The organism is Micromonospora sp. WMMA1923, from assembly GCF_049179195.1.
Classification (GTDB): domain Bacteria; phylum Actinomycetota; class Actinomycetes; order Mycobacteriales; family Micromonosporaceae; genus Micromonospora; species Micromonospora yangpuensis.
In genome coordinates this window covers 5,537,589-5,563,933 of record NZ_JBMHLZ010000001.1, presented here as the reverse complement: position 1 = coordinate 5,563,933, position 26,345 = coordinate 5,537,589, and the positions used below count along the sequence as shown (strand labels likewise).

General features: G+C 69.7%; 29 protein-coding genes and 1 pseudogene. 21 read left to right on the top strand and 9 right to left on the bottom strand.

Annotated elements, in window-relative coordinates; all coding sequences use genetic code 11:
- Window positions 1–54: 54 nt before the first annotated feature.
- Both ACN28G_RS25245 and ACN28G_RS25240 read left to right on the top strand, forming a co-directional pair.
- The gene (locus tag ACN28G_RS25245; protein ID WP_373868335.1) at window positions 55–408 is read left to right on the top strand and encodes a RidA family protein; all 354 of its coding nucleotides are present in this window, start codon (window positions 55–57) and stop codon (window positions 406–408) included.
- Window positions 409–470: 62 nt separating this feature from the next.
- Entirely contained in the window at window positions 471–1,730 is a 1,260-nt protein-coding gene (locus tag ACN28G_RS25240) for an IS701 family transposase (protein WP_421480483.1), read from the top strand.
- A gap of 130 nt (window positions 1,731–1,860) precedes the next feature.
- Here ACN28G_RS25240 and ACN28G_RS25235 read toward each other — a convergent pair whose 3' ends face one another.
- Window positions 1,861–2,067: a hypothetical protein gene (locus ACN28G_RS25235; RefSeq protein WP_139135810.1), complete on the bottom strand. Its 207-nt coding sequence runs from the start codon at window positions 2,065–2,067 to the stop codon at window positions 1,861–1,863.
- A gap of 532 nt (window positions 2,068–2,599) precedes the next feature.
- Between ACN28G_RS25235 and ACN28G_RS25230 the strand changes: the two genes are divergently transcribed.
- From ACN28G_RS25230 to ACN28G_RS25190, 9 genes are all read left to right on the top strand, one after another.
- Complete coding sequence (locus ACN28G_RS25230) at window positions 2,600–3,235, top strand: YybH family protein (RefSeq protein WP_421480482.1); 636 nt, start codon at window positions 2,600–2,602, stop codon at window positions 3,233–3,235.
- Window positions 3,236–3,350: 115 nt separating this feature from the next.
- On the top strand, window positions 3,351–4,583 hold the full coding sequence (locus ACN28G_RS25225; protein WP_421480481.1) for a 3-deoxy-7-phosphoheptulonate synthase: 1,233 nt from the start codon (window positions 3,351–3,353) through the stop codon (window positions 4,581–4,583).
- On the top strand, window positions 4,571–5,194 hold the full coding sequence (locus tag ACN28G_RS25220) for an isochorismatase family protein (protein WP_091445516.1): 624 nt from the start codon (window positions 4,571–4,573) through the stop codon (window positions 5,192–5,194). The genes ACN28G_RS25225 and ACN28G_RS25220 overlap by 13 nt, the downstream gene beginning before the upstream one ends.
- The gene (locus ACN28G_RS25215) at window positions 5,191–7,098 is read left to right on the top strand and encodes an anthranilate synthase family protein (protein ID WP_421480480.1); all 1,908 of its coding nucleotides are present in this window, start codon (window positions 5,191–5,193) and stop codon (window positions 7,096–7,098) included. The genes ACN28G_RS25220 and ACN28G_RS25215 overlap by 4 nt, the downstream gene beginning before the upstream one ends.
- Window positions 7,099–7,102: 4 nt before the next feature.
- Window positions 7,103–7,450 (top strand): hypothetical protein, encoded by a 348-nt coding sequence (locus ACN28G_RS25210; protein WP_091445511.1) that lies wholly within the window; start codon window positions 7,103–7,105, stop codon window positions 7,448–7,450.
- Entirely contained in the window at window positions 7,447–8,064 is a 618-nt protein-coding gene (gene phzG, locus ACN28G_RS25205; RefSeq protein WP_421480479.1) for a phenazine biosynthesis FMN-dependent oxidase PhzG, read from the top strand. Before ACN28G_RS25210 ends, phzG begins: the two co-directional genes overlap by 4 nt.
- Window positions 8,065–8,105: 41 nt before the next feature.
- Window positions 8,106–9,941: an asparagine synthase (glutamine-hydrolyzing) gene (gene asnB / locus ACN28G_RS25200; protein WP_421480478.1), complete on the top strand. Its 1,836-nt coding sequence runs from the start codon at window positions 8,106–8,108 to the stop codon at window positions 9,939–9,941.
- A gap of 32 nt (window positions 9,942–9,973) precedes the next feature.
- Window positions 9,974–10,462 (top strand): PhzA/PhzB family protein, encoded by a 489-nt coding sequence (locus ACN28G_RS25195; RefSeq protein ID WP_091445506.1) that lies wholly within the window; start codon window positions 9,974–9,976, stop codon window positions 10,460–10,462.
- Window positions 10,463–10,471: 9 nt separating this feature from the next.
- Entirely contained in the window at window positions 10,472–10,882 is a 411-nt protein-coding gene (locus ACN28G_RS25190) for a VOC family protein (protein ID WP_091445503.1), read from the top strand.
- Between the two features lie 116 nt (window positions 10,883–10,998).
- Here the strand turns inward: ACN28G_RS25190 and ACN28G_RS25185 are convergent, their stop codons facing one another.
- From ACN28G_RS25185 to ACN28G_RS25170, 4 genes are all read right to left on the bottom strand, one after another.
- Window positions 10,999–11,850, bottom strand: a complete 852-nt coding sequence (locus ACN28G_RS25185; protein WP_421480477.1) for a PhzF family phenazine biosynthesis protein — start codon at window positions 11,848–11,850, stop codon at window positions 10,999–11,001.
- Window positions 11,851–11,879: 29 nt separating this feature from the next.
- Complete coding sequence (locus ACN28G_RS25180; protein WP_421480476.1) at window positions 11,880–13,544, bottom strand: asparaginase domain-containing protein; 1,665 nt, start codon at window positions 13,542–13,544, stop codon at window positions 11,880–11,882.
- Window positions 13,541–14,014 carry a DUF488 domain-containing protein gene (locus ACN28G_RS25175; protein WP_229688261.1) on the bottom strand — a complete coding sequence of 158 codons (474 nt, stop codon included), beginning with the start codon at window positions 14,012–14,014 and terminating at the stop codon, window positions 13,541–13,543. Before ACN28G_RS25175 ends, ACN28G_RS25180 begins: the two co-directional genes overlap by 4 nt.
- A gap of 186 nt (window positions 14,015–14,200) precedes the next feature.
- Window positions 14,201–15,460, bottom strand: a complete 1,260-nt coding sequence (locus tag ACN28G_RS25170; RefSeq protein ID WP_421480973.1) for a replication-associated recombination protein A — start codon at window positions 15,458–15,460, stop codon at window positions 14,201–14,203.
- Window positions 15,461–15,915: 455 nt separating this feature from the next.
- Here ACN28G_RS25170 and ACN28G_RS25165 point away from each other — a divergent pair, with 455 nt between their 5' ends.
- The 4 genes and pseudogenes from ACN28G_RS25165 to ACN28G_RS25150 all read left to right on the top strand — a co-directional run bounded on the left by ACN28G_RS25165 (window position 15,916) and on the right by ACN28G_RS25150 (window position 18,893).
- Entirely contained in the window at window positions 15,916–16,932 is a 1,017-nt protein-coding gene (locus ACN28G_RS25165; protein ID WP_421480475.1) for a methyltransferase, read from the top strand.
- 86 nt (window positions 16,933–17,018) lie between these two features.
- Window positions 17,019–17,345 carry a TraR/DksA family transcriptional regulator gene (locus ACN28G_RS25160; RefSeq protein WP_091447728.1) on the top strand — a complete coding sequence of 109 codons (327 nt, stop codon included), beginning with the start codon at window positions 17,019–17,021 and terminating at the stop codon, window positions 17,343–17,345.
- Between the two features lie 458 nt (window positions 17,346–17,803).
- A pseudogene (locus ACN28G_RS25155) lies at window positions 17,804–18,187 on the top strand (MFS transporter); the annotation flags it as partial.
- 265 nt (window positions 18,188–18,452) lie between these two features.
- Window positions 18,453–18,893, top strand: coding sequence for a hypothetical protein (locus ACN28G_RS25150; RefSeq protein ID WP_421480474.1), 441 nt, complete (start codon window positions 18,453–18,455; stop codon window positions 18,891–18,893).
- Between the two features lie 93 nt (window positions 18,894–18,986).
- Here the strand turns inward: ACN28G_RS25150 and ACN28G_RS25145 are convergent, their stop codons facing one another.
- Window positions 18,987–20,141, bottom strand: a complete 1,155-nt coding sequence (locus tag ACN28G_RS25145) for a sensor histidine kinase (protein ID WP_421480473.1) — start codon at window positions 20,139–20,141, stop codon at window positions 18,987–18,989.
- Between the two features lie 157 nt (window positions 20,142–20,298).
- On the opposite strand from ACN28G_RS25145, the gene ACN28G_RS25140 reads away from it, so the two are divergent.
- The 4 genes from ACN28G_RS25140 to ACN28G_RS25125 all read left to right on the top strand — a co-directional run bounded on the left by ACN28G_RS25140 (window position 20,299) and on the right by ACN28G_RS25125 (window position 23,177).
- A complete protein-coding gene (locus ACN28G_RS25140) occupies window positions 20,299–21,474 on the top strand; it encodes a sensor histidine kinase (RefSeq protein ID WP_421480472.1) in 1,176 nt (391 codons plus the stop codon).
- A 129-nt stretch (window positions 21,475–21,603) separates the two neighbouring features.
- Window positions 21,604–22,251 (top strand): response regulator, encoded by a 648-nt coding sequence (locus ACN28G_RS25135; protein WP_268239658.1) that lies wholly within the window; start codon window positions 21,604–21,606, stop codon window positions 22,249–22,251.
- Window positions 22,252–22,483: 232 nt separating this feature from the next.
- Window positions 22,484–22,663, top strand: coding sequence for a hypothetical protein (locus ACN28G_RS25130; protein WP_091445490.1), 180 nt, complete (start codon window positions 22,484–22,486; stop codon window positions 22,661–22,663).
- A gap of 97 nt (window positions 22,664–22,760) precedes the next feature.
- Window positions 22,761–23,177 carry a hypothetical protein gene (locus ACN28G_RS25125; protein WP_421480471.1) on the top strand — a complete coding sequence of 139 codons (417 nt, stop codon included), beginning with the start codon at window positions 22,761–22,763 and terminating at the stop codon, window positions 23,175–23,177.
- Window positions 23,178–23,187: 10 nt separating this feature from the next.
- Here the strand turns inward: ACN28G_RS25125 and ACN28G_RS25120 are convergent, their stop codons facing one another.
- Window positions 23,188–23,559, bottom strand: a complete 372-nt coding sequence (locus ACN28G_RS25120; protein ID WP_091447718.1) for a winged helix-turn-helix transcriptional regulator — start codon at window positions 23,557–23,559, stop codon at window positions 23,188–23,190.
- Window positions 23,560–23,679: 120 nt separating this feature from the next.
- On the opposite strand from ACN28G_RS25120, the gene ACN28G_RS25115 reads away from it, so the two are divergent.
- Window positions 23,680–24,060 (top strand): VOC family protein, encoded by a 381-nt coding sequence (locus ACN28G_RS25115; protein ID WP_091445481.1) that lies wholly within the window; start codon window positions 23,680–23,682, stop codon window positions 24,058–24,060.
- Here the strand turns inward: ACN28G_RS25115 and ACN28G_RS25110 are convergent.
- Together ACN28G_RS25110 and ACN28G_RS25105 are read right to left on the bottom strand one after the other, a co-directional pair.
- Complete coding sequence (locus ACN28G_RS25110) at window positions 24,044–24,907, bottom strand: pirin family protein (RefSeq protein WP_091445478.1); 864 nt, start codon at window positions 24,905–24,907, stop codon at window positions 24,044–24,046. The genes ACN28G_RS25115 and ACN28G_RS25110 overlap by 17 nt on opposite strands.
- 89 nt (window positions 24,908–24,996) lie before the next feature.
- Entirely contained in the window at window positions 24,997–25,569 is a 573-nt protein-coding gene (locus ACN28G_RS25105) for an NADPH-dependent FMN reductase (protein WP_091447714.1), read from the bottom strand.
- A 189-nt stretch (window positions 25,570–25,758) separates the two neighbouring features.
- Here ACN28G_RS25105 and ACN28G_RS25100 point away from each other — a divergent pair, with 189 nt between their 5' ends.
- Complete coding sequence (locus ACN28G_RS25100; protein WP_229688259.1) at window positions 25,759–26,238, top strand: MarR family winged helix-turn-helix transcriptional regulator; 480 nt, start codon at window positions 25,759–25,761, stop codon at window positions 26,236–26,238.
- Window positions 26,239–26,345 lie beyond the last annotated feature (107 nt).

The window sequence follows — 26,345 nt, the reverse complement described above, 5'->3', positions numbered from 1 at the left end:
GTAACTGTGGCAGCAGAGCGTATCGCGGTCAACCCGGTGAACTGGTCGCTCGAGATGGGCTTCAACCAGGGTGAAGTCGTTTCTGGTCAGACCCGGACGCTGTACGTCTCGGGACAGACGTCGATGAGCCCGGAGGGTAAGCCCGAGCACGACGGCGACATGGCCGCGCAGCTCGCGCTGTGCGTCGACAACCTGGAGGCCGTGCTGAAGGAAGCGGGCATGACCCTGGCGAACCTCATCCGATTGAACGTCTACACCACCGACGTCGACCAGCTGTTCCCCCACTATGGCGTGCTCGCCGGGCGACTGGGGGCTGCGGGTGTCGCGCCGACCACGACGATGCTCGGGGTGACGCGCCTGGCGATCCCCGGCCAACTGGTCGAGCTCGAGGGCACCGCCGTCGCCTGAACCGACCTCGCCACGCTCGCTGCTCGCGCCGGTCCGTCCGGCGCGGGCAGCTGGCAGATTGGGTGACCCTGGTGGCCAACGGCCTGCCCCCCGGCTGGGCGTCGCAACTGCGACAATTGACGGACCGTGTCGGGCACGTGTTCGCCCGCCCCGAGCCCCGCGTCGTCTTCCACGATCTGGTCGAAGGGCTGCTGTCGGACCTGCCGAAGAAGAACTGCTGGTCCTTGTCCGAACGGGCCGGGCACAGCCACCCGGGCCGCATGCAGGCGCTGCTGTCGCGGGGCGCGTGGAGCGCCGACGCCCTGGAGTCCGAGGTCCGCTCGTACGTGATCGAGCACCTGGGCGACCCGGACGCCATGCTCGTCATCCGCGACGCCCAGGTGATCAAGCGGGGCGACAAGTCCGTCGGGGTGGGACCGCAGCACTGCACGCTCACCAACCGCGTCGAGAACTGCCAGGTCGCGGTCATGCTGGCGTACGCCGCGCCGGCCGGGACGGCGTACGTCGGGCATCGGCTGCACCTACCGCGCACCTGGATCGCCGACTCGGTGCGCCGCAGGAAGGCGGGCATTCCCGCCGACGTCGCGTACGCCTCCCGGCCGGAGCAGGCCGTCGAGCTGCTGGCCGAGGCAGTCGATGCGGCGGTGCCGTTCAGCTGGGTCAGCCTCGACGACGGATACGCCCAGCATCCGCAGGTCCGCGACTGGTGCGTGCAGCGTGCCCTGCCGTACATCGCGGCCGTGCCGGCGACGCTGCCCCTGATCAGGGTCGGTGCAACCAGGTCGGCCACCACGACCGGCCCCGAACAGATCCTCGGTCAGATCGCCGACAGTTACTGGCACCGCCGGACCGAACGGACGACCGGACGTACGCACGACTGGGCGCTCGTCGGACTCGGCGGCAGCCTGCTGGTCGGTGGCGAGGTCCCCACCCGTGGGTTCGCCCAGTCGCTCATGATGCGGCGGTCGGTCGACAACCCGCACGATGTCGCCTACTTCGTGGCCCACGCGCGCCGCCGTACACCCGCGTCCGTCCTGATCAGCGCGGCGGAGCGGCGACACCGCGCGGGGCAGCCGGAGCAACCCGGCGACGAACTGATCGGTCTCGACCAGTACCAGGTGCGCACCTGGACCGCCTGGCACCACACGATCACCACGTGCATGCTCGCCCACGCGTTCCGCACGGTGCAACTGGCAACCGCGCCCGATGCCTGCCCCGCCCCCCGCAAGCCCCGGCAGGTCGCGGCCTGCCGCCCCGGCGTGGGCACCGGCGTAGCGAGCCACCCGCTGCGCAGTGGCTCGGGGCACCAGCGGACTTCGTAAGGGCGTGGTCGACCGGGCACCGGTCGGACCTCGGGCAGTGGCAGGGGCGGGGAGCTCGGCCGTGACAACACACCGGCGGCGCCGTCCGAATCGGACCATCGCTCTCATTTGAACTCCAGCCAGGCTGTCGTCATCCGGTATTCATGCCGGTGGTGGTGGCCGCACGGGTGATCTCACGGACCCCCCGCACCCGGGTCGAGGGCGTACCGACCGCGGCGGCGGTGTCGAAGGCCCGGGCCAGGCTCCCGGCGGCGGTGACGGAGCAGGTGTTCACCGACGCCGCCCGGTCCACACCGACGTTCGGCCCCGAGTCGTACGCGTTCGGCCTGCTGGTCACCGCGATCGACGGCACCGCGATCGACCTGGCCGATACCCGCAACCGACACACCCGCACCCGCACGAAACACCAACGACGTACACAACGCATCCTGCGGCGTCACCTACGAAATAGCCATCACCCAGATCGAACTACCGAAAGCCAGCAAAACGGCCAAAGTTTAGGTAAGTGCGCCGACGGGATTCGCAAACCGCCGTGCGACCACCATGAGACCAAGATCCGCAACTGTAGTCCACAACTTCGGCCAGCGCGTTTTGGGGGCATCCTTCCGGAAGGAGAGAATCGGAGATTCGCGTTTTGGCTGGTAGTAAGCACGAGTCGGTGGCACAACGCCCCACCAAGCGATTCATGATGTTGAAATACTGTCGCAGCCCGAGCTTAATGTGTCTTGACAGGGTCAGAGGCGGGCTGTTGTATCAATGCCATCGGACCGCCGAACAACAAACCGGGGATCATGAAGCGTGCCCGTAAATGACGGGCCAGATGAGCGACTCAAACCCTAGTAACCACTTCCAATTAGGGGGAGACAGTCATGCATGAAATCAAGCGCACGCTACCCATTGTCGCCTGCGGTATCCTGCTGGCCGCCGGCACCCTCTTCGGGGCCAGTTCCGCCTATGGCCAGACCGATACGAACAGCCCCCAAACGGCACACACCAACCATTCCGCCGGACACGCAGCGCACGCCCGAGTGCCCGGATTCGTCGCGCCGACCACCACCGCCGCACCGGCCCCCGCCGCCAACGCCGCCGCCCTCCAGGCCGGCGCCCAGACCCCCGCCGAGCTGATCAACCTCCTCGGTCAGCGGATCGTGGCAAAGGACGTCGACGGGATCATCGCGCTCCAGGAGCGCGAGGCGGCCATCATCGACTGGGACGGATCGGTCATTCGCGGCCATGCCGCCATTCGCGCGTTCTACGTCGAGTGGTTCGAATCAGACCCGATCCTCCAGGTCAACCCGCTCCAGATCGTGGAGGCCGGCGGAACGCGCGTCGGAAACAAGGTGATTGGTCGCTCAGCGTCCGTGATGGGCACCTACACGCTCGAACAGGACGGGCCCGACGGCACCCGGGTGAGCTTCTCGGGGAACTTCTGCGACATCGTCCGCCAGCAGGTGAACGGCACCTGGCTCTACATTCAGGACAATCCCTACCCGCCACACAGCTGATCGGCCCATCCACTGACCGCGTCTCTCTCACGCACTCCACAGCACGTCGGTAAGTGAGCCCGCAGCCGATTCACCAGCCGAATCGACTGCGGGCCACACCTGAAGTAACCAGCGAATGCCGAAATGTCCGAGGTTGGGAGAGAGTGTGAACGCCATCTCACTCGATGTTCCACCGGCCAAGGTCGCCCAGCAGCAACCTGAATGGGAAGACCCGGCGCAGGTCACGCAAATCCGCGACGTCTTGGCGAGCCTCCCCCCGCTCATCGAGGCGGAGTCACTTCCCACGTTCCAGAGTTCACTCGCCGACGTCGCCGCCGGGCACGCACAGGTACTGCAGGCCGGTGACTGCGCGGAGGACCCTGCGGAATGCACCGCGGAACACGTCAGGCGCAAGGTGGCCCTGCTCGACGCCCTCGCCAACACCATGAGCACCGCCACCGGTCGACCCGTCGTCCGGGTGGGCCGCATCGCCGGCCAGTACGCCAAGCCACGGTCGAGGCCCACCGAACAGGTCGACGGCGTCGACCTGCCCGTTTACCGCGGCCACTTGGTAAACGATCCTGCGGCGACCCGGCTGGCACGCCGGCCCGACCCGCAGCGGCTGCTCGTGGGATACCGGTCGGCGAGACGGACCATCAGCGAACTCCGGACCGGCCGTGCCGCCGATGCGCCCGTCTGGACCAGCCACGAGGCGCTGCTGCTCGACTACGAGGTTCCGATGCTGCGCCGTGACCGCGCCGGCCGACTCGTACTCACCTCCACCCACTGGCCGTGGATCGGTGAGCGGACCCGGCAGCTCGACGGTGCCCACGTCGCCCTGCTCGCCCAGGTGGTTAACCCGGTCGCGTGCAAGGTCGGGCCGACGATGACGGTCGCCGACCTGCTCGCCCTGTGCGCACGGCTCGATCCACTGCGGGAACCGGGCCGTCTCACCCTGATCGCCCGGCTGGGCGCCGACGTGGCCGCTGACCGGCTGCCGCCGCTCGTGAGGGCCGTACGCGCTGCCGGGCACCCGGTGGTCTGGCTGGTCGATCCCCTGCACGGCAACACCGTGACCACATCCACCGGACGCAAGACGCGCGTCCTGTCGACCATCATCCGGGAAGTCACCGCGTTCCAGGTCGCGGTGCACGCCGGAGGTGGCGTCGCGGGCGGCATGCACCTCGAGACGACCCCCGACGACGTGACCGAGTGCATCGACGACGGGCACAGCGGCGAGCCGGCCGGCCGGCGGTACACCTCGCTCTGCGACCCGCGGCTCAATTTCCGCCAGGCGCAGACCGTGGTCTCCGCCTGGCAGGCGATACCCCTGACGAACCGGGCTGAGGAGAAATCGTGCCGGGCCTGACACCGATCGCCGCCTACCCGCTTCCGACCACGGGTGACCTGCCCGCCAGCATCGCGCAGTGGACTCCCGACGCCAGCCGGGCAGCGCTGCTCGTCCACGACATGCAGCGTTACTTCCTCGGCCCGTTCGCCCCGTCGGTACGCGAGCCGCTGGTCCGCAACTGCGTCCAGTTACGCCAGCGATGCGGCGAACTCCGCGTGCCGACCTACTACACGGCCCAGCCCGGAGGCATGACCGAGCAGGAGCGCGGCCTGCTCAAGGACATCTGGGGTCCCGGGATGAGCGGGCAACCCGGCGACCGAGAGATCGTCACCGAACTCGCGCCCGGACCGGCGGACCACATTCTCACCAAGTGGCGCTACAGCGCGTTCCACCGTTCGGACCTGCTGGCCAGACTACGCCGGCAGGGTCGCGACCAGCTCATCGTCTGCGGGGTCTACGGGCACGTCGGGGTGCTGGCCACCGCCCTCGACGCGTTCACCAACGACATCCAGCCCTTCCTCGTCGCCGACGCCATCGGTGACTTCTCCGCCGACCACCACCAGTTGACGCTCGACTACGCGGCCGCGCGCTGCGCGGTGGTCACCACCACGGAGGAGGTCTTCCCGTGAACGCGCCCCGTCTGCTCCGACAGCTCGTCGATCCCGGCCGGGAGGCATTCGCCCTGCTGCACCGCCCCGAGTCGGTGGACGGCGACCGAGTGGAGATCCTGTCCGGCCGGATCGGCGCCGTCGCCCGGCTCGCCGACGTCCCACTCCCCGACGCCCCGCTCCACGGGGCCGGACCAGGCGACGAGGCGCTACACGAGACGCTGGTGCTGGTGCCCCACCAGCAAATCACCGAGCGGGGATTCACCGCCGTCGCGGACGGGTCACCGCTGATCACCCTGTCGGTGACCGAACAGGGCTCGATGACCAGGGCCGAAGCGTTCGAACACCTCCCGGACGAGCCGATCAGCCTCACCAACGGCGGCTTCGACACGGAGGACGACACCTACGCCGACACGGTACGTGCGGTACTCGCCAACGAGATCAGCACCGGTGCCGGCTCGAACTTCGTTATCAAGCGGTCGTACGTCACCACCGTCACCGGGTACTCCCCGCGCACGGCGCTGAGCCTGTTCCGCCGGCTGCTCGCCCGGGAGACCGGCGCCTACTGGACCTTCCTCGTGCACACCGGCACCCGGACCTTCGTCGGCGCCACCCCGGAACGGCACATCAGCCTGCGTGGCGGCGTGGCGGCGATGACCCCGATCAGCGGCACCTACCGCTACCCGAGGACTGGGCCGGTGCTGGCGGAGGTCCTCGACTTCCTCACCGACGGCAAGGAGACCGACGAGCTGTACATGGTCCTCGACGAGGAGCTCAAGATGATGGCCCGGGTGTGCGACGGTGGGGGCCGGGTGGTCGGCCCGTTCCTGCGGCAGATGGCCTGGCTCGCGCACACCGAGTACAACATCGAGGGCCCCAGCAGTCTGGACCCCCGGGACATCCTCCGGGAAACCATGTTCGCCCCGACCGTGACGGGGAGCCCGCTGGAAAACGCCTTCCGAGTGATCGCCCGCTACGAACCGCACGGCCGCGGCTACTACGGCGGCATCGCGGCCCTGATCGGCCGGGACGCCGGTGGCGCACGGACAATGGACGCCGCCATCATGATCCGCACCGTCGACATCCGGCCCTCGGAGACCGACGACAGCGCCAGCATCGAGGTCGGCGTCGGTGCCACGCTCGTCCGGCACTCCGATCCCGACGCCGAGGTCGCCGAGACCCACACCAAGGCCGCCGGGGTCCTCTCCGCGTTGGGCGTCGGCGAACGCCTCGACCGGCACCCACTGATCCGGCAGGCGCTCGACCGCCGCAACACGGCGATCGCGAGCTTCTGGCTCAGCGACGCGCAGACCCGCAGGCAGCCGCAGCCCGCCCTGGCCGGCCGCCGAGCCCTGATCGTCGACGCCGAGGACGCCTTCAGCGCGATGCTGGCCCACCAGCTAGGGGCACTCGGCCTGGCGGTGCAGGTGACCCGGTTCGACACCCGCCCCGGGTTCGACGCCCACGACCTCGTCGTCCTCGGCCCCGGTCCGGGTGACCCGAGCGACACCGCCGACCCACGGATGAGCCGCCTCACCGAGGTGATCGACCAGCTCCTCGCCCGGCGTACCCCGTTCCTGGCGGTGTGCCTGAGCCACCAACTGCTGTGCCGGCACCTCGGCCTGCCGCTGCGGCGCCGGGACATCCCCAACCAGGGTGTCCAACGCGAGATCGACCTGTTCGGCACCCCGGCACGGGTTGGCTTCTACAACTCCTTCGTCGCGTACGGGCGGATGGAGCAGTTCCACAGTCCCAAGGCCGGCGAGGTGCGCGTCAGCCACGACCGCACCACCGGTGAGGTGCACGCCCTACGCGGAGCCCACTTCAGCTCCGTGCAGTTCCACCCGGAGTCGGTGCTCACCCAGGACGGCGAACGCGTGCTGGGTGACCTGCTGGCATCGCTGACACACATCGAGGGGTCATGAACGCATGAAGGCCGCCATCTCCTGGTGGGACCTTGCCGGATCCACCCAGACCATCGACTCACTGCGCGACTACCTGCGGGAGGAGGGCGTGCATCCGTGGGAGCGGGTACACGGAATGCGTCTGAAGTTCTGGATCTCCGACCGGGAGACCAACCGCTGGGGCGCGGTCATGCTGTGGGACGCCACCGCCGACCTGTCCGCGCCCCTGCCGCCGAACCGGGCCACCGAGCTGATCGGATACCCGCCCACCGTACGGATGATGACCGAGGTGGAGGCCATCGTGGAAGGACTGCACGCCGGGCCGTCCGACGACCGTGGGCTGGCATTCGGACCCGTCCGGAATCCGTCGTGAGCACGTCCGCACAGCAGTTGGGTGGCAATGTCTTCGCCACTCCGCCCGACGAGCCGATGGGGCTGCTGCGGAGCTGGCTGGACGCCGCGCGAGCGGACGCCGTCCGCGAGCCCGGTGCGCTGGCGCTGGCGACCGCCGACGCCGACGGTCGCCCGTCGACCCGGATGGTGCAGGTCCTCGCCGTGCGCGACACCGGACTGTTGTTCGCCAGTCACTCCGGCAGCCGCAAGGGCCGGGAGTTGGCGGCCAACCGCTGGGCGTCGGGTGTCCTCTACTGGAGGGAGGTGGCCCGCCAGGTGGTCGTCAGCGGGCCGACCGGCCCGCTGGGCGCCGACGAGGCCGACGCCCTGTGGATGGCCCGGCCGGTCGCCACCCACCCGATGTCGGTGGCGTCGCAGCAGAGCGCGCCCCTCACCGACGAGAACGCGTTGCGCGAGCAGGCGCGGCAGCTCGGCGACGGGGGTGTGCCGTTGCCCCGTCCGGATGCCTGGCTGGCCTACCTGCTTGAGCCGGAGTCGGTCGAGTTCTGGGAGTCCAGCCCGGACCGGTTGCACCGTCGGCTGCGCTTCGACCGCGACGGCACCGGGTGGAGGTCCGACCGCCTCCAACCCTGACCACACCCGGACAGTTCGCTCGAGAGGAACAGGTAGACGAGATGTGCGGAATTGCGGGCTGGGTCTCGTACGATCGGGATCTGGCGCGACACCAGGCCGACCTGGACGCGATGACGGCAACCATGGCCTGCCGGGGCCCGGACGCCGCCGGTGTCCAGCTGGACCGGCACGCCGGGCTCGGCCACCGCAGGCTCGCCGTCATCGACATCGACGGCGGCACCCAGCCGATGGCGGTGCAGACGGACGACGGCACCGTGACAATCACCTACAGCGGCGAGGTGTACAACTTCGGGGAGCTGCGCGGCGAACTGCGACGCCGCGGTCACCGCTTCCGGACCCGCAGCGACACCGAGGTGGTGCTGCACGGCTACCTGGAATGGGGCGAGGCGGTCGCCGAACGGCTCAACGGCATGTATGCCTTCGCCGTGTGGGACTCCCGGGTCGAGAAGCTGGTGCTGATCCGGGACCGGCTCGGCGTCAAGCCGCTCTACTACTATCGCACCGACGACGGGGTACTCTTCGGTTCCGAACCCAAGGCGATCCTCGCCAACCCGCTGGCCGAACGTGTCGTCGACCTGGCGGGGATCCGGGAGCTGGTCAGCTTCACCCAGACGCCCGGCAGCGCCGTCTGGTGCGGGATGAACGAGGTGCTGCCCGGCGGGATCGTCACCGTCGACCGCGCAGGCCTGCGCGAGCACCGCTACTGGACGCTGCCGAGCCGCCCGCACACCGACGACCTGCAGACCACCATCGCCAACGTCCGCTCGTTACTCAGGGACGTGGTGGAACGCCAACTGGTCTCCGACGTGCCGCGCTGCACCCTGCTGTCCGGTGGGCTCGACTCCAGCGCGATTACCGCCATCGCCGCCGCCAAGCTCGGCGAACGCGGTGAGAAGGTGCGCAGCTTCGCGGTGGACTTCACCGGACGCGAGGACGACTTCGTCGCCGACGATCTGCGCGCCACCACCGACGCCCCGTACGCGCGCGAGGTGAGCGCGCACGTCGGCTCGCTGCACGAGTCGGTGGTCCTCAACCACCAGGACATCGCCGACCCCGCGGTACGGCGGGCGGTGATCACCGCCCGGGACAGTCCGCTCAGCCTCGGTGACATGGACACCTCGTTGTACCTGCTGTTCCAGGCGATCCGTCAGCACTCCACGGTAGCCCTGTCCGGCGAGTCCGCCGACGAGGTCTTCGGCGGCTACCGGTGGTTCTTCCAGCCGGAGGCACAGGCCGCGGCGACCTTCCCCTGGATGGCGGTGTTCGTCAGCGGCGCGAAGGCCCAGGTGTCGGATCGGTTCAACGCCGACATCACGGCCGCTCTCGACCTGCCCAGCTACATCCGGGACCGGTACGCCGAGGCGCTCACCGAGATCGAGCGGGTCGACGGCGAGAGCGACCACGAGTTCCGGATGCGCGAGATGTGCTACCTGCACCTGACCCGCTTCGTCCGGATGTTGCTCGAACGCAAGGACCGGATCAGCATGGCCGTCGGTCTGGAGGTCCGGGTGCCGTTCTGCGACCACCGGCTGGTCGAGTACGTCTACAACACCCCGTGGTCGATGAAGACGTTCGACGGGCGGGAGAAGAGCCTGCTTCGGGCCGCGACCGCCGACCTGCTCCCCCGGTCGGTCCTCGACCGGGTGAAGGCCCCGTATCCAGCCACGCTCGACCCGATGTACACGAGCGCCCTGTTGCAGCAGTGCAGGGACCTGCTCGCCACCGACAGCCCCGTGTTCAACCTGGTCGACCGCACCTACCTGGAGGACATCACCCGCGAGTCTGGCGCCCTGCCGATCGAGATCCGCAACGGCATGGAGCGGGTGCTCGACCTGAGCACCTGGCTGGACATCTACCGCCCCGAGCTTCGGTTCTGACCTGACCGCTACCGGCTGAGAAGGGACTTCCGTTGACGACCGAGACCCAGCTTCCGGGATTCACCGACCAAGTGGACCTGCGTGCCCGCAACCGCGCGACCGTCACCGACTACATGAGTCGCATGGGCGAGAACCGGCTGACCCGCTACCTGCTGTTCACCGAGGACGGCAGCGCCGGCCTGTGGACCACCGACACCGGGCAGCCGGTCGCCTCACAGGGCCACGAACTGCTCCGGGCGCACGGCGAGTGGTCGCTGCGGATGTTCCCCGACTGGGAGTGGACGAACGTCGAGATCTTCGAGACGCAGGACCCGAACCGGTTCTGGGTCGAGTGCGACGGCGAGGGTCAGATCCTCTATCCGGCGTACCCGCCCGGGTACTACCGCAACCACTTCATCCACTCGTTCGAGTTGGACAATGGCAAGATCCGCCGCCAGCGGGAATTCATGAACCCGTTCCAGCAGCTCCGGGCGCTGGGCATCGAGGTGCCGACGATCGACCGCGGCGGAATCCCCACCTAGGAGCAGCAGATGACCGCTCGACTCAACCCGTACATCGCCTTCAATGGCAACGCCCGGGAGGCCCTGCGGTTCTACCGCGAGGTCCTCGGCGGCGAGTTGAAGATCGGCACGTTCACCGAGTACGGCGCGTCCGACGTGATGGCCGCCGACAAGATCATGCACGCGGTGCTCACCACCCCGGACGGGTTCACCCTGATGGCCTGGGACGTCCCCGAACGGGTGCCGTTCCACCCGGGCAACAACGTCGCCATCTATCTCGGCGGCGACGATCCCGCGTTGCGCGGGTACTTCGAGCGGCTGTCGGTCGGCGGCACGGTGACGATGCCGCTCAACAAGCAGGTGTGGGGCGACGAGGCCGGCTCGTTCATCGACCAGTTCGGGATCTTCTGGATGGTCAACATCACCCGGTCGAAGGGCTGACCAGCCGCACCTGGCCGATCCGGCACGGCAGCCACCGAGGTGGGCCCGCCCGCTGACAGCAGGGCGGGCCCACCTCGGTCTGTCGGCTCACCGCGCGTCGGCGGGACCGCCGGGGCTCACGTGTAGAGCGTCGCCCGGGCCACCACGACCGCGGATCCGGCGACCTGGACCGTCTCGATCCGGTCCGGTGCACCGGTGGCCCGGGCCCGCATCGTCGACGGGCGACCGATCTCGACGCCCTGCCGGACCTCGATCCACTCACCGAACGGGATCATGCCGTGCCGCGCCAGATGCACCGCCAACGAACCGGCCGCCGAACCGGTGGCGGCGTCCTCGACGACGCCGTATGCGGGCGAGAACATGCGGAGCCGCCACTGCCTGCCGGAACCCGCGAAGCAGTTGGCCGCCATGTCGGGCAGCCGGGCGAGAACGCGCTGGTCGGGCTCCAGCGCGGACAACTCGGGTACGCCCGGCAGACCGACGAACACGTGCCTCGGCCCGTTGTCGTAGACCTCCACCGGCAGGACGGCGTCGGCGGCCGGGACACCCAGCCCGGCGAGCAGCTCCTCGGCCCGGTCGTAGCGCCCCCATGTGGGGACGGGCTGCCACGAACTCGCCGAGCCGCGCCCGTCCCGGGTGGACCGCTCGATGTCGAACGTCACCGTCCCCATGGCGGTCTCCATCCGGATTTCCCCGACCGGCTTCAGCTCGCTGAGCACGATCGCCGTGCCCAGGGTCGGGTGCCCGGCGAACGGCAGCTCGTTGACCGGCGTGAAGATGCGGACCCGCACGTCACCGTCGCGGCGCGGAGGCAGCACGAAGACGGTCTCCGACAGGTGCATCTCGTTCGCGATCTGCTGCATCCGCTCGGCGGACAGGGCTGCCGCGTCCAGGAAGACCGCGACCGGGTTGCCCTCCAACGCCGTCTCCGTGAAAACGTCCGCCACCACGTACTCGTGAGTGCCCACAGGCTCTCTCCATCCGGAACTCAGCTGGGTCAATGGGTGTCGAACAGCGCCTGGTAGCGGGCGACCGCCTGCTCGGTCACCGCACGCTCGGCGTGGGTGGGCCGGAACGGGTCCGTGGCCGGTGGCAGCGCACCGTACTTGAGCAGGGCAGCCATCAGCAGCAACCGGGCCTTGGTCGCGGTCAGGTTGTTGCCGACGATGAACGTCGGATCCGTCCGGTACGCCATGCCGCCGGTGTTGCCACGGCCGGTACGCACCACCGGCATCCCCGCGAAGATGGCCACACCGAGCGCCAAGTTCTTCGCCGGGTCCGCCATCCCGAACGGCGACATGCCCTCGCAGACGAAACCGGCGAGCGGGGCAGCGGCGAGATTGGCCCGGATCCGGGCCAGGATCTCCACCTCGTCGCCCACCTGGGGATCGCCGCCCGGTTCCACCGCGTAGCGGCTGTACTTGGTGATCGTCACCCTGGGCATGGCCTCCGGGATCAGCCCGTCACCGTCCCTCGTCGCGACGCCGAGCAGGGTGACGCCCGACTCCAACGAGCCGGCGACGCCGGTCACCTCCTTCGGTAGCACGGTGAGGCGCAGCTGCGAGCGCGCGGTGTGCCGGCGCGTCGGCAGGTAGGTGAGCTGCGGGGGACCGTACCCGCCCAGGTCGGCGACGATTCCCCCGTGGCCGCCGGTGACTTCGTATCCGCCCGGCCGAGCGTCGACCTTGGTCACGTCGCGAGCGGTGTAGACGAGTTCGTCGACGATCACGCAGGCGCCGACCCGGTCGACACCCTGCGCGTCGAGGGCGACGCCGGAGGCGATGTACTTCACTCCGTCCACCACGTTACGGTCGCCGTCGGCGCTCAGCGAGTGATGCCGCCGCTGGGCGGCGTGGCCGACGAGGGGCACCGTCGTGTCGATCAACAGGCCGAGCCAGTAGAGGGTCTCGTCGACGGTCGGGCTGCCCTCGAGCCACTGCACGCCGTCGTGCTCACCCGCGGCGAGGATGGCCTGGACCTGGTTGGTCGCCCCGGCGAGGTCACCCAGGTGCGGCTCGCTCTGCAGGTGGTAGGGGTAGTAGACGAAGAAGTCACGGCCGGGCCGCTCCCCGTCCGGACCTGCGGTGTAGCCACCCGACGGGGCCGCGCGGAAGAAGTCGAAGTCGGCGATCGAACCGAACTCGACGGGCGTGCCGTGATCGCCCAGCCCGAACCGTTCGATCTCCTCGTAGAGGCGGCGCGCGTCCGGGTAGAACGTCTGCCGGGCCGCCTCCGACGGCGCGTACGGCGCGGTCGCGGCCTCCTCCCACGCTGAACCGTCACGCTGCCGCCCCATATAGGGCAGGGGGTACAGCCCGTCGTCGGGGTGCAGCTCCACGACGAACACCGGGGTGGCGTCGCCGGTCGGCTGCGTGGTGTGGAACGCGCCGTCGGTGTCGAGCCAGCCGTCCGGCGGCGCGTACAGGTGTGCCGCGTCGCGTTCGAGTGGATGCGCGCTGTACGCCTCGACGTATGCCGTGACCGGCGCCGCCAGCCGCTGCGGACGCAGTGCGTCGAACCGGCCCGGCCGGGGTGCGAGGCCGTGCCGGGTGCGGGCCTTGTTCGACGTGACCAGGTCGGGGGTATTCAGGATGGTCGCCGTCGGCCCGGCGAACACCGCGATCCGGGGCCGTGTCCCGCCCGTCGGGGTCAGGCCGGTCATGCCGGGGCCAGGTGCTCGACCGACACGTCGTGCTGCTCGGTGAGCCGCCGGGCGATCAGCGACCGGTGACAGGCCACCGCATCGCGCTCGACGCAGAACAGCGCCGCCCGTCCCTGCGTCGGTAACACCGCCAGCAGCGGCACCAGGTCGACGAGGTCGAGGACCTCGGCGGTGTAGCGGCGCACGTACTCGGCGGCCAACTCCCGTCTGGACCGCTTACCGACGCCCTGACGGTCGTCCTCGGCGTACTGCAGATGGCGGTGTTCGGTGGTCGGGGCCAACTCGCGGTGGTGCTCGTAGGCGATGCCGGCACCGGCCAGGGTCGCCTGCAGCCGGCGAGCATTCGCCCATGCGTAGTCGGGCCCGCGGACCCCGCGACGCTGGCGCACATCGAACAGCAGTCTGACGTCCGCGGCGCGCAGGCGTTGCAGGAATGATTCGACGTCAAAGTCGTAGACTCCGATTGTCACCAATCTATGCATTGGCATCCCGACCCCTCTTGTGGCGGCACCGCACAATCCGCATCCTGATCCTTGGTTGCCTCACCCGAGACTACCCTTCGAGGCGCTCGACACAGTGGTTCGAACATCATGCCGAAAATACCGATCCGACCACCCGCCCAACCCTTCTGCATCGACCGTCCTATGTGCTACGTCTCAGCCGCCGCGAATCACGCGGCGGAGGTCTGCGAGTCGATCACGAAGGGTGCGCTCACCACCGTGCCGACTCGGATGATAGTAGTTCTTTCCCACCAAACCGTCCGGCGGATACTGCTGTTCCAGCACCCCGTCCGGCGCCTTGTGGGGATAGCGGTAACCGATCGCATTGCCGAGTTCCGCGGCACCCTTGTAGCGCCCGTAGCGCAGGTGGGCGGGAACGTCGCCCACGGCACCCCTGCGCACGTCCGACATCGCCGCGTCGATGCTCTCGATCACCGCGTTGGACTTCGGCGCCATCGCGAGGTGCAGAGTGGCCTGCGTCAGCGCGAGACGCGCCTCGGGCATCCCGATCAACTGCACCGCCTGTGCCGCGGCGACCGCCGTGTGCAGGGCTGTGGGGTCGGCCAGACCGACGTCCTCGCTGGCGTGCACGACGAGCCGCCGCGCGACGAACCGCGGGTCCTCCCCGGCCACCAGCATCCGGGCCAGGTAGTGCAACGCGGCGTCGGGGTCGGAACCACGGATCGACTTGATGAAGGCGCTGATGACGTCGTAGTGCTGGTCGCCCTGCCGGTCGTAACGCACGGTTGTCTCCGCGACGGCCCGTTCCACGGCCGGCACGTCGATCTCGGTGCCTCCGGTCGCCAGCACCCCGTCGGCGGCGGCCTCCAACGCGGTCAGTGCGTTGCGGGCGTCGCCAGCGGCCAACCGCACCAGCGCGGCCTCGGCCTCGGCCGACAGCGTGACCGCGCCGCCGAGACCCCGCGGATCCGCTGCGGCGCGGCGCAGCAGGTCGCGGACGTCGGTGTCGTCCAACGACCGCAGTTGCAGCACCAGCAGGCGCGACAATAGCGGGGTCACCACCGAGAACGACGGGTTCTCGGTGGTGGCGGCGACCAGCAACACCAGCCGGTCCTCGACCGCACCGAGCAGCGCGTCCTGCTGCGTCTTGGAGAAGCGGTGCACCTCGTCGATGAACAGCACGGTCTGCCGATGCTGCCGGTCGAGCCGGCGGCGGGCCTCGACCATCACGTCGCGCACCTCCTTGACGCCGCTGGACAGCGCCGAGAGAGCGACGAACTGCCGGGTGCTGCCGGCGGTGGCCAGCAGCCGGGCGATCGTGGTCTTGCCGGTGCCGGGCGGGCCGTAGAGCAGTACCGAGGCCGCGCCGGCACCCTCGAGCAGCCGGCGTAACGGGGCACCGGGACGCAGCAGGTGAGCCTGACCGGCGATCTCGTCGATCGTGCGAGGTCGCATCCGGGTCGCCAGCGGGCCGGCGTCCGGTGCCGCCGCGCCCGGCCGTGGGCCGGTGGACGGGGCAGTGAAGGACGGGGCGGGCAATTCGAACAGTGTCTCGATGTTGTCATCCGTTCCGTCGTCACGGCCGTCCGTCGCGACGGTGCTCTGCTGGGACACGCTTGGTGGCCCTCCCCTTCGGTGAGCTGGGTATGTCGTGCGCACCCTAACCCGTCGCCCGCGAGCAACCAGCCAATACAACAACGGCGGTTCGCCAGAACGCACGCCGGGATCCACCGTTGTTGTACATCAAGTTTGTCGCACTTCGGTCATTGGCCGAAAGGGCCATGGAAGATGACTTTCTGCCCGCTGGGTAAGTTGGGAGGGCGTCCGTGACACCAAATCCTTTCCTCGGCAGTTCACTACGCGGTACGGTTGCCACCGTCGTCGCGAAGGGCAGTGCGGGCGGAGGACCAATGACGATCGACTTGCAGGCCACTCGGGACATTGTCGATGTCATGACCGGCGGGTGGAAGGCACAGGCTCTCTACACCGCAGTCAAACTCGGATTACCGGATCATGTCGCCGCCGGCCGGACCACCAGCGACGAACTGGCCGCGTCGAGCGGTGCCGGCCCAGTGGGGCTACGTCGTCTAATGCGACTCCTGGTGGCGATGCGCGTGTTCGACGGCAACGAGACGAGCGGCTACCGCAGCACCCCGATCAGCGAGGCACTGCGCTCCGGCTCGCTGTCGATGCGCGACATGTGCCTGCTGCACGGCGAGGAGTATTACGCCGCGTGGGGACACGTGCACCGCGCGATCAGCACAGTCAGCTCCGGCTTCGAGGCCGCCTACGGCAGATCCTTCTACGACTACCTGAGCGGGGACCCGGACACCGCCCGCCGGTTCCAGGCCACCATGAATGCCGGCAACATGTTTTTCCACGAGGTGCCGGCCGCCTTCGACTTCACCGGCGGCAAGACCATCGTGGACGTCGGTGGTGGGGGTGGGCAGTTGCTCTCCACGCTCCTCGCGGCCACACCCGACGCCAAGGGCGTGCTGTTCGACCGCGAGCACATGATGCCCAGGGCCGGCGAACACCTCGCCGCCACCGTCGGGCTCCACCGGGTCACCCTCGTCGGCGGCGACATGTTCACCAGCGTGCCGACGGGCGGCGACGTCTACATCCTGTCCCGCGCGCTGGCCGGGTGGGACGACGACGCGGTCGTCCAGGCCTTCGACAACTGTCGCCGGGCGATGTCCGGCCCGACGGCACGGCTGCTGGTCCTCGACCGCTTCGTCGTTGACGAGGACCCGTCCGTGCTGCCGGCCCTGTGGGATCTTCACCTGCTGATGATCACCGGCGGCGCGCACCGGAGCCTCCACCACGTCACCGAGCTTCTCGGCCGTGCCGGGTTGGACGTCGAGCGGACCGGTGCGCTACCGATGGAGCACGTCGCTGTCGTCGCCGCACCCCGCCAGGCACCCTGACCGCGCGGGCCGCCGACGGTCGGGAGCGGCCCCGCCCGCCACCTGGATCAGCCGCTGGTGCGACCCTCCCGTACTAAACTGTGAAGATGGTCCGGGAGGAGCTGCTGCGGCTACGGGCGAGTGCGGAGTCCGAGGCGGAGACGCTGGCGCGGGATCTGAAGGCGCTCTTCACAGCATCGCGGGATTCGAACGCCGACGACGAACACGACCCCGAGGGTGCCACCGTCGGCTTCGAACGCGCCCAGCTGATCGCGTTACTCACCGCAACGCGGGCACGGATTGCCGAGGTCGACGACGCCCTGCTCAGGGTGGACGCGGCAACCTACGGGATCTGCGAGCGCTGCCAGCAGCCGATCGGCGAGGAGCGACTCGCCGTGCGGCCGTTCGCCCGCCACTGCATCTCCTGCGCGTAGGACGGTGAGACAGTCGGGTGCCGCAGTGCGTCGGATCAGCGGTCGTGCCGACGTGTGGTCCGCCGGCCGGGCCTTGCGGCGCGGTGCTCGGTACGGCCGGTATGCAGGAGTGGGCGACCGTTAGGGTCGCCACACGACCAGGGCACGGAAGCGACCGGACGGGCACAGTGGCGGTGGCCTCACGACGATGCCCCTGACCACTCCGGATGTGCGGGTTCGATCCCCGCCGCCTCCACCACGGTGAGCCTTGGCCTGCCGTGCTGTCCGGGCAGGTGGGGTGGGTTGTACAGCTTCTGATTCGCGGGCGGTCCGGTAAGACGCCACTCGATCAGCTTCACCGGGCCCGCCCTCGCCTCAACGCTCGACAGGTGGCCATGAAACCCCGGTCGGTCAGCAACGAGATCTGACGCAGACATCCCTCAGTTCCGGTTAGCAGGTCACCCTGGAAGGTATCGGTCATGCTGGATGTAAGACCTTACCGCGACGCGCTCGCGCTGCCGGGGTTGCGGCCCCTGCTGCTGGTCGCGATCCTCGCCCGGGTGCCGGTGGCGGCCACCGCGGTGGCGATGACGCTGCACGTACTCGATCTGGGTCACGGATACTTCGTCGCCGGACTGGTCGGAGCCGTGCTGACGGTCGGTTCGGCGTTCGGCGCGCCACTGCTCGGCCGGCTGGTCGACAGGCGTGGCCTACGGCCGATGTTGCTGCTGACCACGGCGGTCTCGGCGCTGTTCTGGGGTACGGCGCCGGTCCTGCCGTACCCGGTGCTGCTCGGTGCCGCGCTCGTGGGCGGGCTGCTCACACTCCCGGTCTTCTCCGTGATCCGGCAGTCGATCGCCGCCTTCGGCACCCCCCTGGCCGGGGCGGTGATCGACGCCTCCGCACCGGCCTGGGGCTTCGCCGCGACGGGCCTACTCGGCGCGCTGATCGCACTGGCGGTGATACTTGCCGAGTTGCGTCACCGACGGTGGTGCCGCCTGTCACCCGATGGTCCCCTGCGGGATCTTCCGGCACCGGCTGCCCGCCCTGGTACGACCGGCCATGGCCGGACCCTGGTCCGGTGGAAGCGGGCAGGGCATGACTGAACAGCAGGAGTTCCGTGGCGGAGTGAACGTCGTGCGCCGCCACGGCGACGTCGTCCACCGGCCGGCGTCACCGGCGGCGCCGGCGATTCACCGGCTCCTGCGGCACCTCCATGACCACGGGTTCCACGGCGCGCCGGAGCCACGTGGCTTCGACATCGAGGGCAACGAGATACTCACGTTCCTCGACGGCGAGGTGCCCGACGTGATCACGCCGGAGCTGCGTACCCCCGAGTTCTGCCGCGCGTACGGGCCGGACGTGGGCGCCGAGGTCATCGACGTCGTCCCGGGCCGACTGCAGGCGCTCATCGACTTCATGCGCGATCAGGCCAGTCACGGCAACGCGGCGTTCCGGCAGCACATCGTGGCAGGGCACGCCGATCTGTACGAGGCGGACATCCGCTACGTACGGACGCACCGCGACATGCTGCGCGCGGCCTTCAAGGAGGATCGACCAGTGCGCTGACAGGTGTTCTCCACCGTTTCTCCCGGCGACGGTCGCGCCGTGAGCAACGGCCTGAGCTACCCGGTCTCGGCGTCCGTGACCGCCACCCGGAGCTCACTCGGCCCGCAGCGGCACGTCCGCGAGCACCTGCCAGCCCGCACCGGCCACCCGGCCCGCCTCGAACCGGCCGCCGAGCAGGTGCACCCGTTCCCGCATGCCGACCAGGCCGTAACCGCCGCCCCCGGACCTGCTCGGTCGGTCGGTGTGTCGCCCGTCGTCGCGTACCTGCACCCGGACGGTCCCGTCTGCGGACCGTACCGTCGCGGTGATCTCACGGGCGCCTACGGCGTAGCGCCGCGCGTTCGTCACCGACTCCTGGACCAGCCGCAGCACCGTGGTCGCGACCGCCGCCGGTACGGGCTCGGCGAGTTCCACCGCCAACCGGACCTCAGTGGCGCCTGCCGGGGTGACTGTCGCCGCGCGCAGGTCGGCGAGCAGGTCAGTGGTCGGCGACGCCGGTTCCCCGCCGACGTCCTGCAGCATGGCGACCATCCGCTGCATCGCCGACAGGGCACCCTCGCCAGCACGTTCGATCACCGGCAGCACCCGCGCCGGAGCGCCGGGATCAGGTACGGCCACCGCCTGCGCCGCCTGGGCCTGCACCACCATGCCGCCGATGTGGTGGGCCACCACGTCGTGCAGTTCCCGCGCCAGGGCCACCCGCTCACGCAACTGCGCCGCGACCGTCACAGCCCGCATCTCCCGCGCATGCCGGGCGTCGCGCGTACGCAGGTACCATCCGGCGAGAACGGCCACCACCGGCAGGATCCCGGACCAGCCCAGATCCTGCGGAGCAGCGGGGTGCTCCGGCCGTAGCACCCCGACCACCAGACAGCTGAGCAGGAGCAGCACCACCAGGCCGGCGGCGGTGGATCTGGACAACCGGCGGACCACCGCGACGATGACGGCCAGCACCGCGGCGACCTCGGCGGCCCCCAGTCCGCCCGCGGCGGAGGGGACCGTGACGCCGGCCAGCCGCAGCACCACCGACCCCGCCAGCAGCACCACCACGACACCGACGCCCGCGACGACCGGCCAGCGGGACGCCAGCAGCGCGAGGGCACACACCGCGAGGAAACCCGGCAGCTCCCACCGCCCGTCGTAATGTCCCACCTCGCTCGCCGCCGCACCGTCCAGCAGCAGCGCGATCGTGAGCAGCCCGGCCAGGGGCCAGTCCCAGGTGATCAGATCTCGCCAGTCGAGCTTCACACCACAATCACAACAGTCCTCGTACCGGTCCGGATTCGGGGGTGTCGTCGGTGACGGGTAGTGCCGCAGCGGTTTCCGCTGCGGTGCCGAGGAGCCGTACGGTTCCCGGTGTCCTCCGGTCGAGTGTGGAGGTACCGCGCGGGATGGTGAGAAGACGATGGTGCTGGCGCTGGTGCTGCGGCAGTTGCCGTGGGCCGTCGTACTGACGGCCCTGGCCCTGCTCGACGTGCAGATCACCGGGGAACTCGACACCACGGGCCGGGGGTGGCTGGTCCCCGGCATCGTCGTGATGGCGGCCATGGCGCTGCTGGCACAGGCGCGGCCGGTCGCCGGGGCGCTCGGTGCCGCGGCAACTCTCGTCCTCTCGACGGCGCTACTGCGGGCGGTCGGTGGCGAGGTGCCCGGGGGCCTGACGATGACCGAGATCGGCGCGCAGGTGATCGTCACCGTGGCGGTCGTCCGGCGGGTTTCCGGGGCTGTCGCCACCGGCCTCGTCGGGTTGGTCCTGGCCGCCGGCGCGGCGGCCGAGCAGTTCCGGCCGCAGTACTGGTCGCTGTCCGCGGGGTCGGTGCCGGAGCCGTGGTGGAGTGTGTCGCTGTCGGACATGGCGGTGGTGGTGCTGCCAGTGGCGTACGGGTGGTATCTGCGGGGTCGTGACCGGCAACGGGACCGGGCGAGGCGGGCTGCCGTCATCGCGGTGCAGCAGCGGGAGCGGCTCGGCCTGGCGCGGGAACTCCGCGACGTGGTGACGTACCAGGTCAGGATGATGATGGAGCAGGCACAGACCGCCCAGGAGCGGTCCGCGTCGGACCCCGACGCGGCCGCCCGGGCGCTGCCGGTGATCGAACGCTCCGGTATCGAGGCGCTGTCCTCGATGCGGCACCTCGTCGCCGCGCTGCGTGCGGGCGAACCGGGCGAAGGCAGGATGCCGGCACCGCTGACCCGGACCACCGACCTGTCGGCCGACCTACGGGCGATGACGTCGGCCGGCAGTCCGCCGGTACGGGTGACGGTCGAGCTGGCTGAACCGGTGGCCGACGAGGTCGCGACATCGGTACTGCGCCTCGTCCAGGAGTCGGTGTCCAATGCCCGGCGGCATGCCGCCGGGGCACGGCAGATCGTGGCATCGGTACGGACCGAGCAGGGGTACGTCCGGGTCGAGGTCCGCGACGACGGAAGGGTGACCCGGATGATCGGCAGACGTCGCGGTGGCTTCGGACTCGTCGGCATGCGGGAGCGGGTGCGCCTGCTCGGCGGCCGGTTCACCGCCGGCCGCACGAGCGGCGGCTGGCAGGTGAGCGCCGACCTGCCGCTGTACCCGGCCGAACGGTAGTGCCACCCGTATCATCCGTGCTCGTTGAGCGGGGAACTCCGACGGCCTCCGGGGGGTGTCCCGCCGAGTATCAGTCGAGGGCTGCCAGGTGTCCACCGGGAAGCGGTCACGAGAACGGGACGGTAGCCAGTGCGGGTCTTGATCGCCGATGACCAGGAGTTGATGCGGGTCGGGTTCCGGATGATCCTGGAAGCCCAGCCGGACATCACCGTGGTGGCCGACGTCGCCGACGGGCGAGCGGCCGTCGAGGCGGCGCGTCGGCTGCGCCCGGACGTGTGCCTCCTGGACATCCGGATGCCGGGCCTGGACGGACTCCAGGTCACCCGGCTGCTCGCGGGCCCCGACGTGGCCGATCCGATCGCCGTCGTCGTCATCACCATGTTCGACGACGACGAGTACGTGGACATCGCCCTGCAGTCCGGGGCGAGCGGGTTCCTGCTCAAGGACTGCGGACCGGCCCTGCTGGTGGAGGCGGTCCGCGCGGCCGTACGCGGCGACGTCCTGGTGGCGCCACAGGTCACCGTCCGGCTGCTGCGCCACTTCCGGCACCGGCCGCAGCAACGCACGACCGCACCGGTGGAGGCCCTGACGGACCGGGAGAGCGACGTCGTACGGGCGGTGGCCCGGGGACTGACCAACCAGGAGATCGCGGGTGAACTGTTCGTGGCGGTGTCCACCGTCAAGACCCACCTGGCTGCCGCGCAGTCGAAGCTCGGCGTACGCAACCGGGTCGAGGTCGCATCCTGGGCGTGGCGGGCCGGGCTGGTCGACGCCTGACCCGGTCGCCGCGGTGAGGTCGCCTCCACCTTTCGAATGAGGCGCGGCGCCTGATATCCGCTCAGCGCCGAGCCGACGCCGGCCCGCGGACGGAAGAGGCCGCAGCCTCCGTTCGGCAGTCTCTACGGCATGAGGAAAAAGAGCCAGCAGGTCCTGCCGTACGCCCCGTAACGGCGCTCGACCGGCCGGTCTCCTCGTCGATGCCAACCACCTGGACAGAGAGAAGCAGAACATGGGATTCACGACTTACCTGGCGCTGTTCGCAGTGGCCGCATCCGCAACCGTCTTCGTCGTGACCCGCAGGCGCCTGAGCCTCGCCGCCGCGTCGGGACTGTCGGCGCTCACCTTCCTGGGCATCGCCGCAGCCTCGATCCTCTGGGTGCAGGTGGCCATCAGCGGTATGGACGGCTGAGCAGACGCCTGCCTACCCCTGACAAGGTGTGGTTACCCGGTCCGGCCGGCCGAATACTGGGTGACGTGGACGCGAAACGACAGCTCGGCGAGTTCCTGTGGCCATCCTGGGCAACGGCCTCGGCGGGGCGGACCCCAGCCTGGAGGCGACCGCGGCGATCCGCTGGGCCCCCCGCCGCGCGTTGAACCTGGCCGCGATAGCCGTGCTCACCGCCACCGTGGTGACGGTCGTGACCACCGCCCCGGCCGGCGTCGTCCTGCGCGACGCGGCGGGCCTCACCGGGCTCGCCGCCCTGGCCGCGACCCTGTTCGGGCGGCGACTGGCCTGGACCCTGCCGGTCGTGACGGGTTGCGTCTCCGCCGGCATCCCGGCCATCCCGGAGCCGTTCGCGCTGTACCTGCTCACCTGGGCGGGCCAACCACCGGACAGCGTCGCGGCCCTGACGACCGCCGCGGTCTTCGCGGTCACCGGAGCTGCCGCCTACCTGACCCGCGGTCCCCGTCGGATCGGCTGAGTCACCGGAGTCAGGCCTGCTCGGACCGGCGGCGTGCGGCCAGGATCTCGTCAAGGTGTCGGCGGCTCCACCGACAGAACCCGTTGATCGTGTGCTGTAGCTCCTGGCCGGCGGGGGTGAGCCGGTATTCGGTACGGGGCGGCACGGTGGGATGGAGCGTCCGCTCGACCACCCCGTGCTGCTCCAGCTGCCGCAGGGTCGCGGTGAGCAGCCGGTGGCTGATGCCGGTGACCTGCCGGTGCAGTTCCCCGTAGCGGCGGGTGTCGGCACCGAGGGCCTCGATGACCGACAGCGCCCACTTGGTGCCGACCACGTCGAACACCTCGCGAGCCGCCTGGTGTGCCTGCGCCACCTCCGCCGCCGCCGTCGGCGCGCCGGGCATCGGCTCGTCCACTTGCCCTCCCTCAGTGGCACGCACTACTTACCAAAAAGTGCGTACTTACCCCATTCGAGGCAGTCGTCGTACGGTCTGGTCGACCATCTCGAACGTACTGGAGGAGACATGACCATCCTGAAGACGTACGCCCGGCTCTGGGTGGATGACCTCGACGCGTCGCTGCCGTCACTACGGACCCTGGTCGGCAGCGAGCCGGAGCTGCGCTTCGCCTTCGACGCGATCGAGTTGGCAGCGATCGGCGACTTCCTGGTGATCGCCGGCGCGCCGGCGGAACGGGCCCGCTACCGGCACGCCTCCGCCACCGTGATCGTGGCCGATCTGGACGCCGTCGTCGCCGGGTTGACCGCCGCAGGCGGCGAGGTCACCACGCCGGAGGCGACCAGTCCGACCGGCCGCTACCTGTACGCCCGGCACGCCGGTGGGGCGGAGGTCGAGTACGTCGAGTGGGTGCCGGAGCTGGTCGAGCGGATCATCCCGCGTCGCTGAGCGGCGTCAGCTGTCCCATCGATCCTGCGTGGTAGCGGTCGGCGGCGTCCCTGACCTGCGCCGCGTCGTTCATGATGAAGGGGCCGGCAGTCACCACCGGCTCCCGGATCTCCGCGCCGCTCAGAATGAGCAGGTGCGCGCTCTGCCGCGGTGCGACCGTGAGTCGGCCGCCACTGCCACCGCCGCGGACGCCCAGCGCGTGGCTGGTGCCGACCTGCCGGGTCTGGCTGTCGGCGTGGACGTCGACCGTCCCGTCGAGGACGTACACGACGGCGTTCTCAGCCTGCGGAAGATCGAAAGTGATCTCGTGTCGTATCCGAGCGTCGAGCATGGTGAACGGCTCGGTGGGCCTCAACGGCGACGACACACCCTTGAACGAGCCGACGACCACCCGGACCCGGTCGTCGCCGTCCGGGCTGTGCCATTGGGGGACCTCGTGGCCCTGGAGGTGGCGGACCTGTGGCGCGGCCGATTTGTTCCTGGCGCTCAGGTTGACGAAGAGTTGAAGTCCGTGCAGCTCGCGACCGCGGACGGCGGGGACCTCCTCGTGCACGACGCCGCTGCCGGCGTCGGTCCACACGATTCCGCCGGGCCCGACGGTGATGTCGACGCCCGAGGAGGCGCGGCTCCGTACCTCACCCGGGGAGTCCTCGAACACGTAGGTCACAGCCGCGAAGCCGGCATGGGGATGAGGTGAGAACGGGAGTCCGTCGACGCGGAAGTCGTCGAGAACGGCCAGCGGCGACGCCGCTACTTCCAACTTCTCCAGGTCGATGAAGTGCAGTGCGGTGAAGCCGGGTATGTGGCGCGTTCCGGCGGCCACAACCGGCGAAAAGGTGATCGACATGGTGATGGCTCCGATCCCGGATGGGTGTCGATGGCGGCGGTGCCGGCTGCCGGAGGACGGCAGCCGGCACCGGGACCGCAGGAAGGTGGTCAGGCTGCGCGGGCCGTGACGCGCAACGGTGCCAAGGCGGTGCTCCAGGCCACGACCTGGTCCAGCAGCGTGTGGAGCGCGCCGGTGCTGTACTCGCCGGGCTTGAAGACCGAGAAGTTCTCGAACTCGGTCACCAGGGAGAGCGTCACCTGCTGACGCACGTCGGCCATCATCAGCTCGCCGGCGATCAGGCGCAGGTGTTCAGCGGCTCGGGCGCCGCCGGCACCGCCGTACGACACGAACCCGACCGCCTTGTTGTTCCACTCGGCGAAGAGGTAGTCGATCGCGTTCTTGAGCACTCCGGAGGTGCTGTGGTTGTACTCCGGAGTCACCATGACGAAGCCGTCGAATGAGCCGATCTTGGCCGCCCACTGCTTGGTGTGTTCGTGCTGGTACTGCCCGAAGGACGCCGACATCGGCTCGTCCAGGTGCGGCAGCGGATAGTCCCGCAGGTCGACGAGCTCGAACTCGGCGTCTGTCCGGCGGGAGGCGATGTCGTACACCCACTTGGCGACCTGCTCGCCGTTGCGGTTCGGACGGGTGCTACCCAGGATGATCCCGATCTTGGCCATGTCCACCCCTGTGATCAACGGTTCCGGTGAGAGGGTCGGGGGTCGCTGCGGACCACCGATGTTGTCATGTCAACAAAGCTACGTCGGGCTCCGTGACATGTCAACAAAGGTGCTGTGGTGCTGGTTACCCCGCAGGTCCCGGGCGGTCGAGGCTTCTCGTGATGTGTCAACAAAGCCTATCCTGCAGGGGTGACCCCACGATGGCTGAACGACCGGGAGGACCGGGCCTGGCGAGGCTTTCAGGCCATGCGCGCGGAACTCACCGCCCACCTCGCACGGCAACTCGCCCAACAGAACGGCCTCACCGAGGCCGAGTACGCGATCCTCGCAACCGTCTCCGAGGCCCCGGGCCGACGGCTACGCGCCCGGGAGCTGTGCAAGCTGCTCGGGTGGGAGCGCAGTCGACTTTCGCACCAGATCGCCCGGATGGAGAATCGCGGCACCGTACGGCGGGCCGCCAGCGCGGACGACAGGAGGGGATTCGACGTCGTCCTCACCACCGCCGGCGTCGCCGCCATCGACGCCGCAGCGCCGCAGCACGTGGCCGCGGTACGACACTGCTTCGCCGATCTCCTCACGCCCGCTCAGCTCGACACGCTAGGGGACATCGCCGACATCATCACCAACCACCTCGACAGCGAGCACGAGGCCCCTGCCTGCGGCGGATAGGGCCATCGACGGTCAGGCCGGCGGTGGTGGTTCTGGTGATCCGCCGAGGACTCGGCGGAAACGGAAGCGGCCGGGCCCCGAGGGCCCGGCCGCCTGCGTCAGGAGAC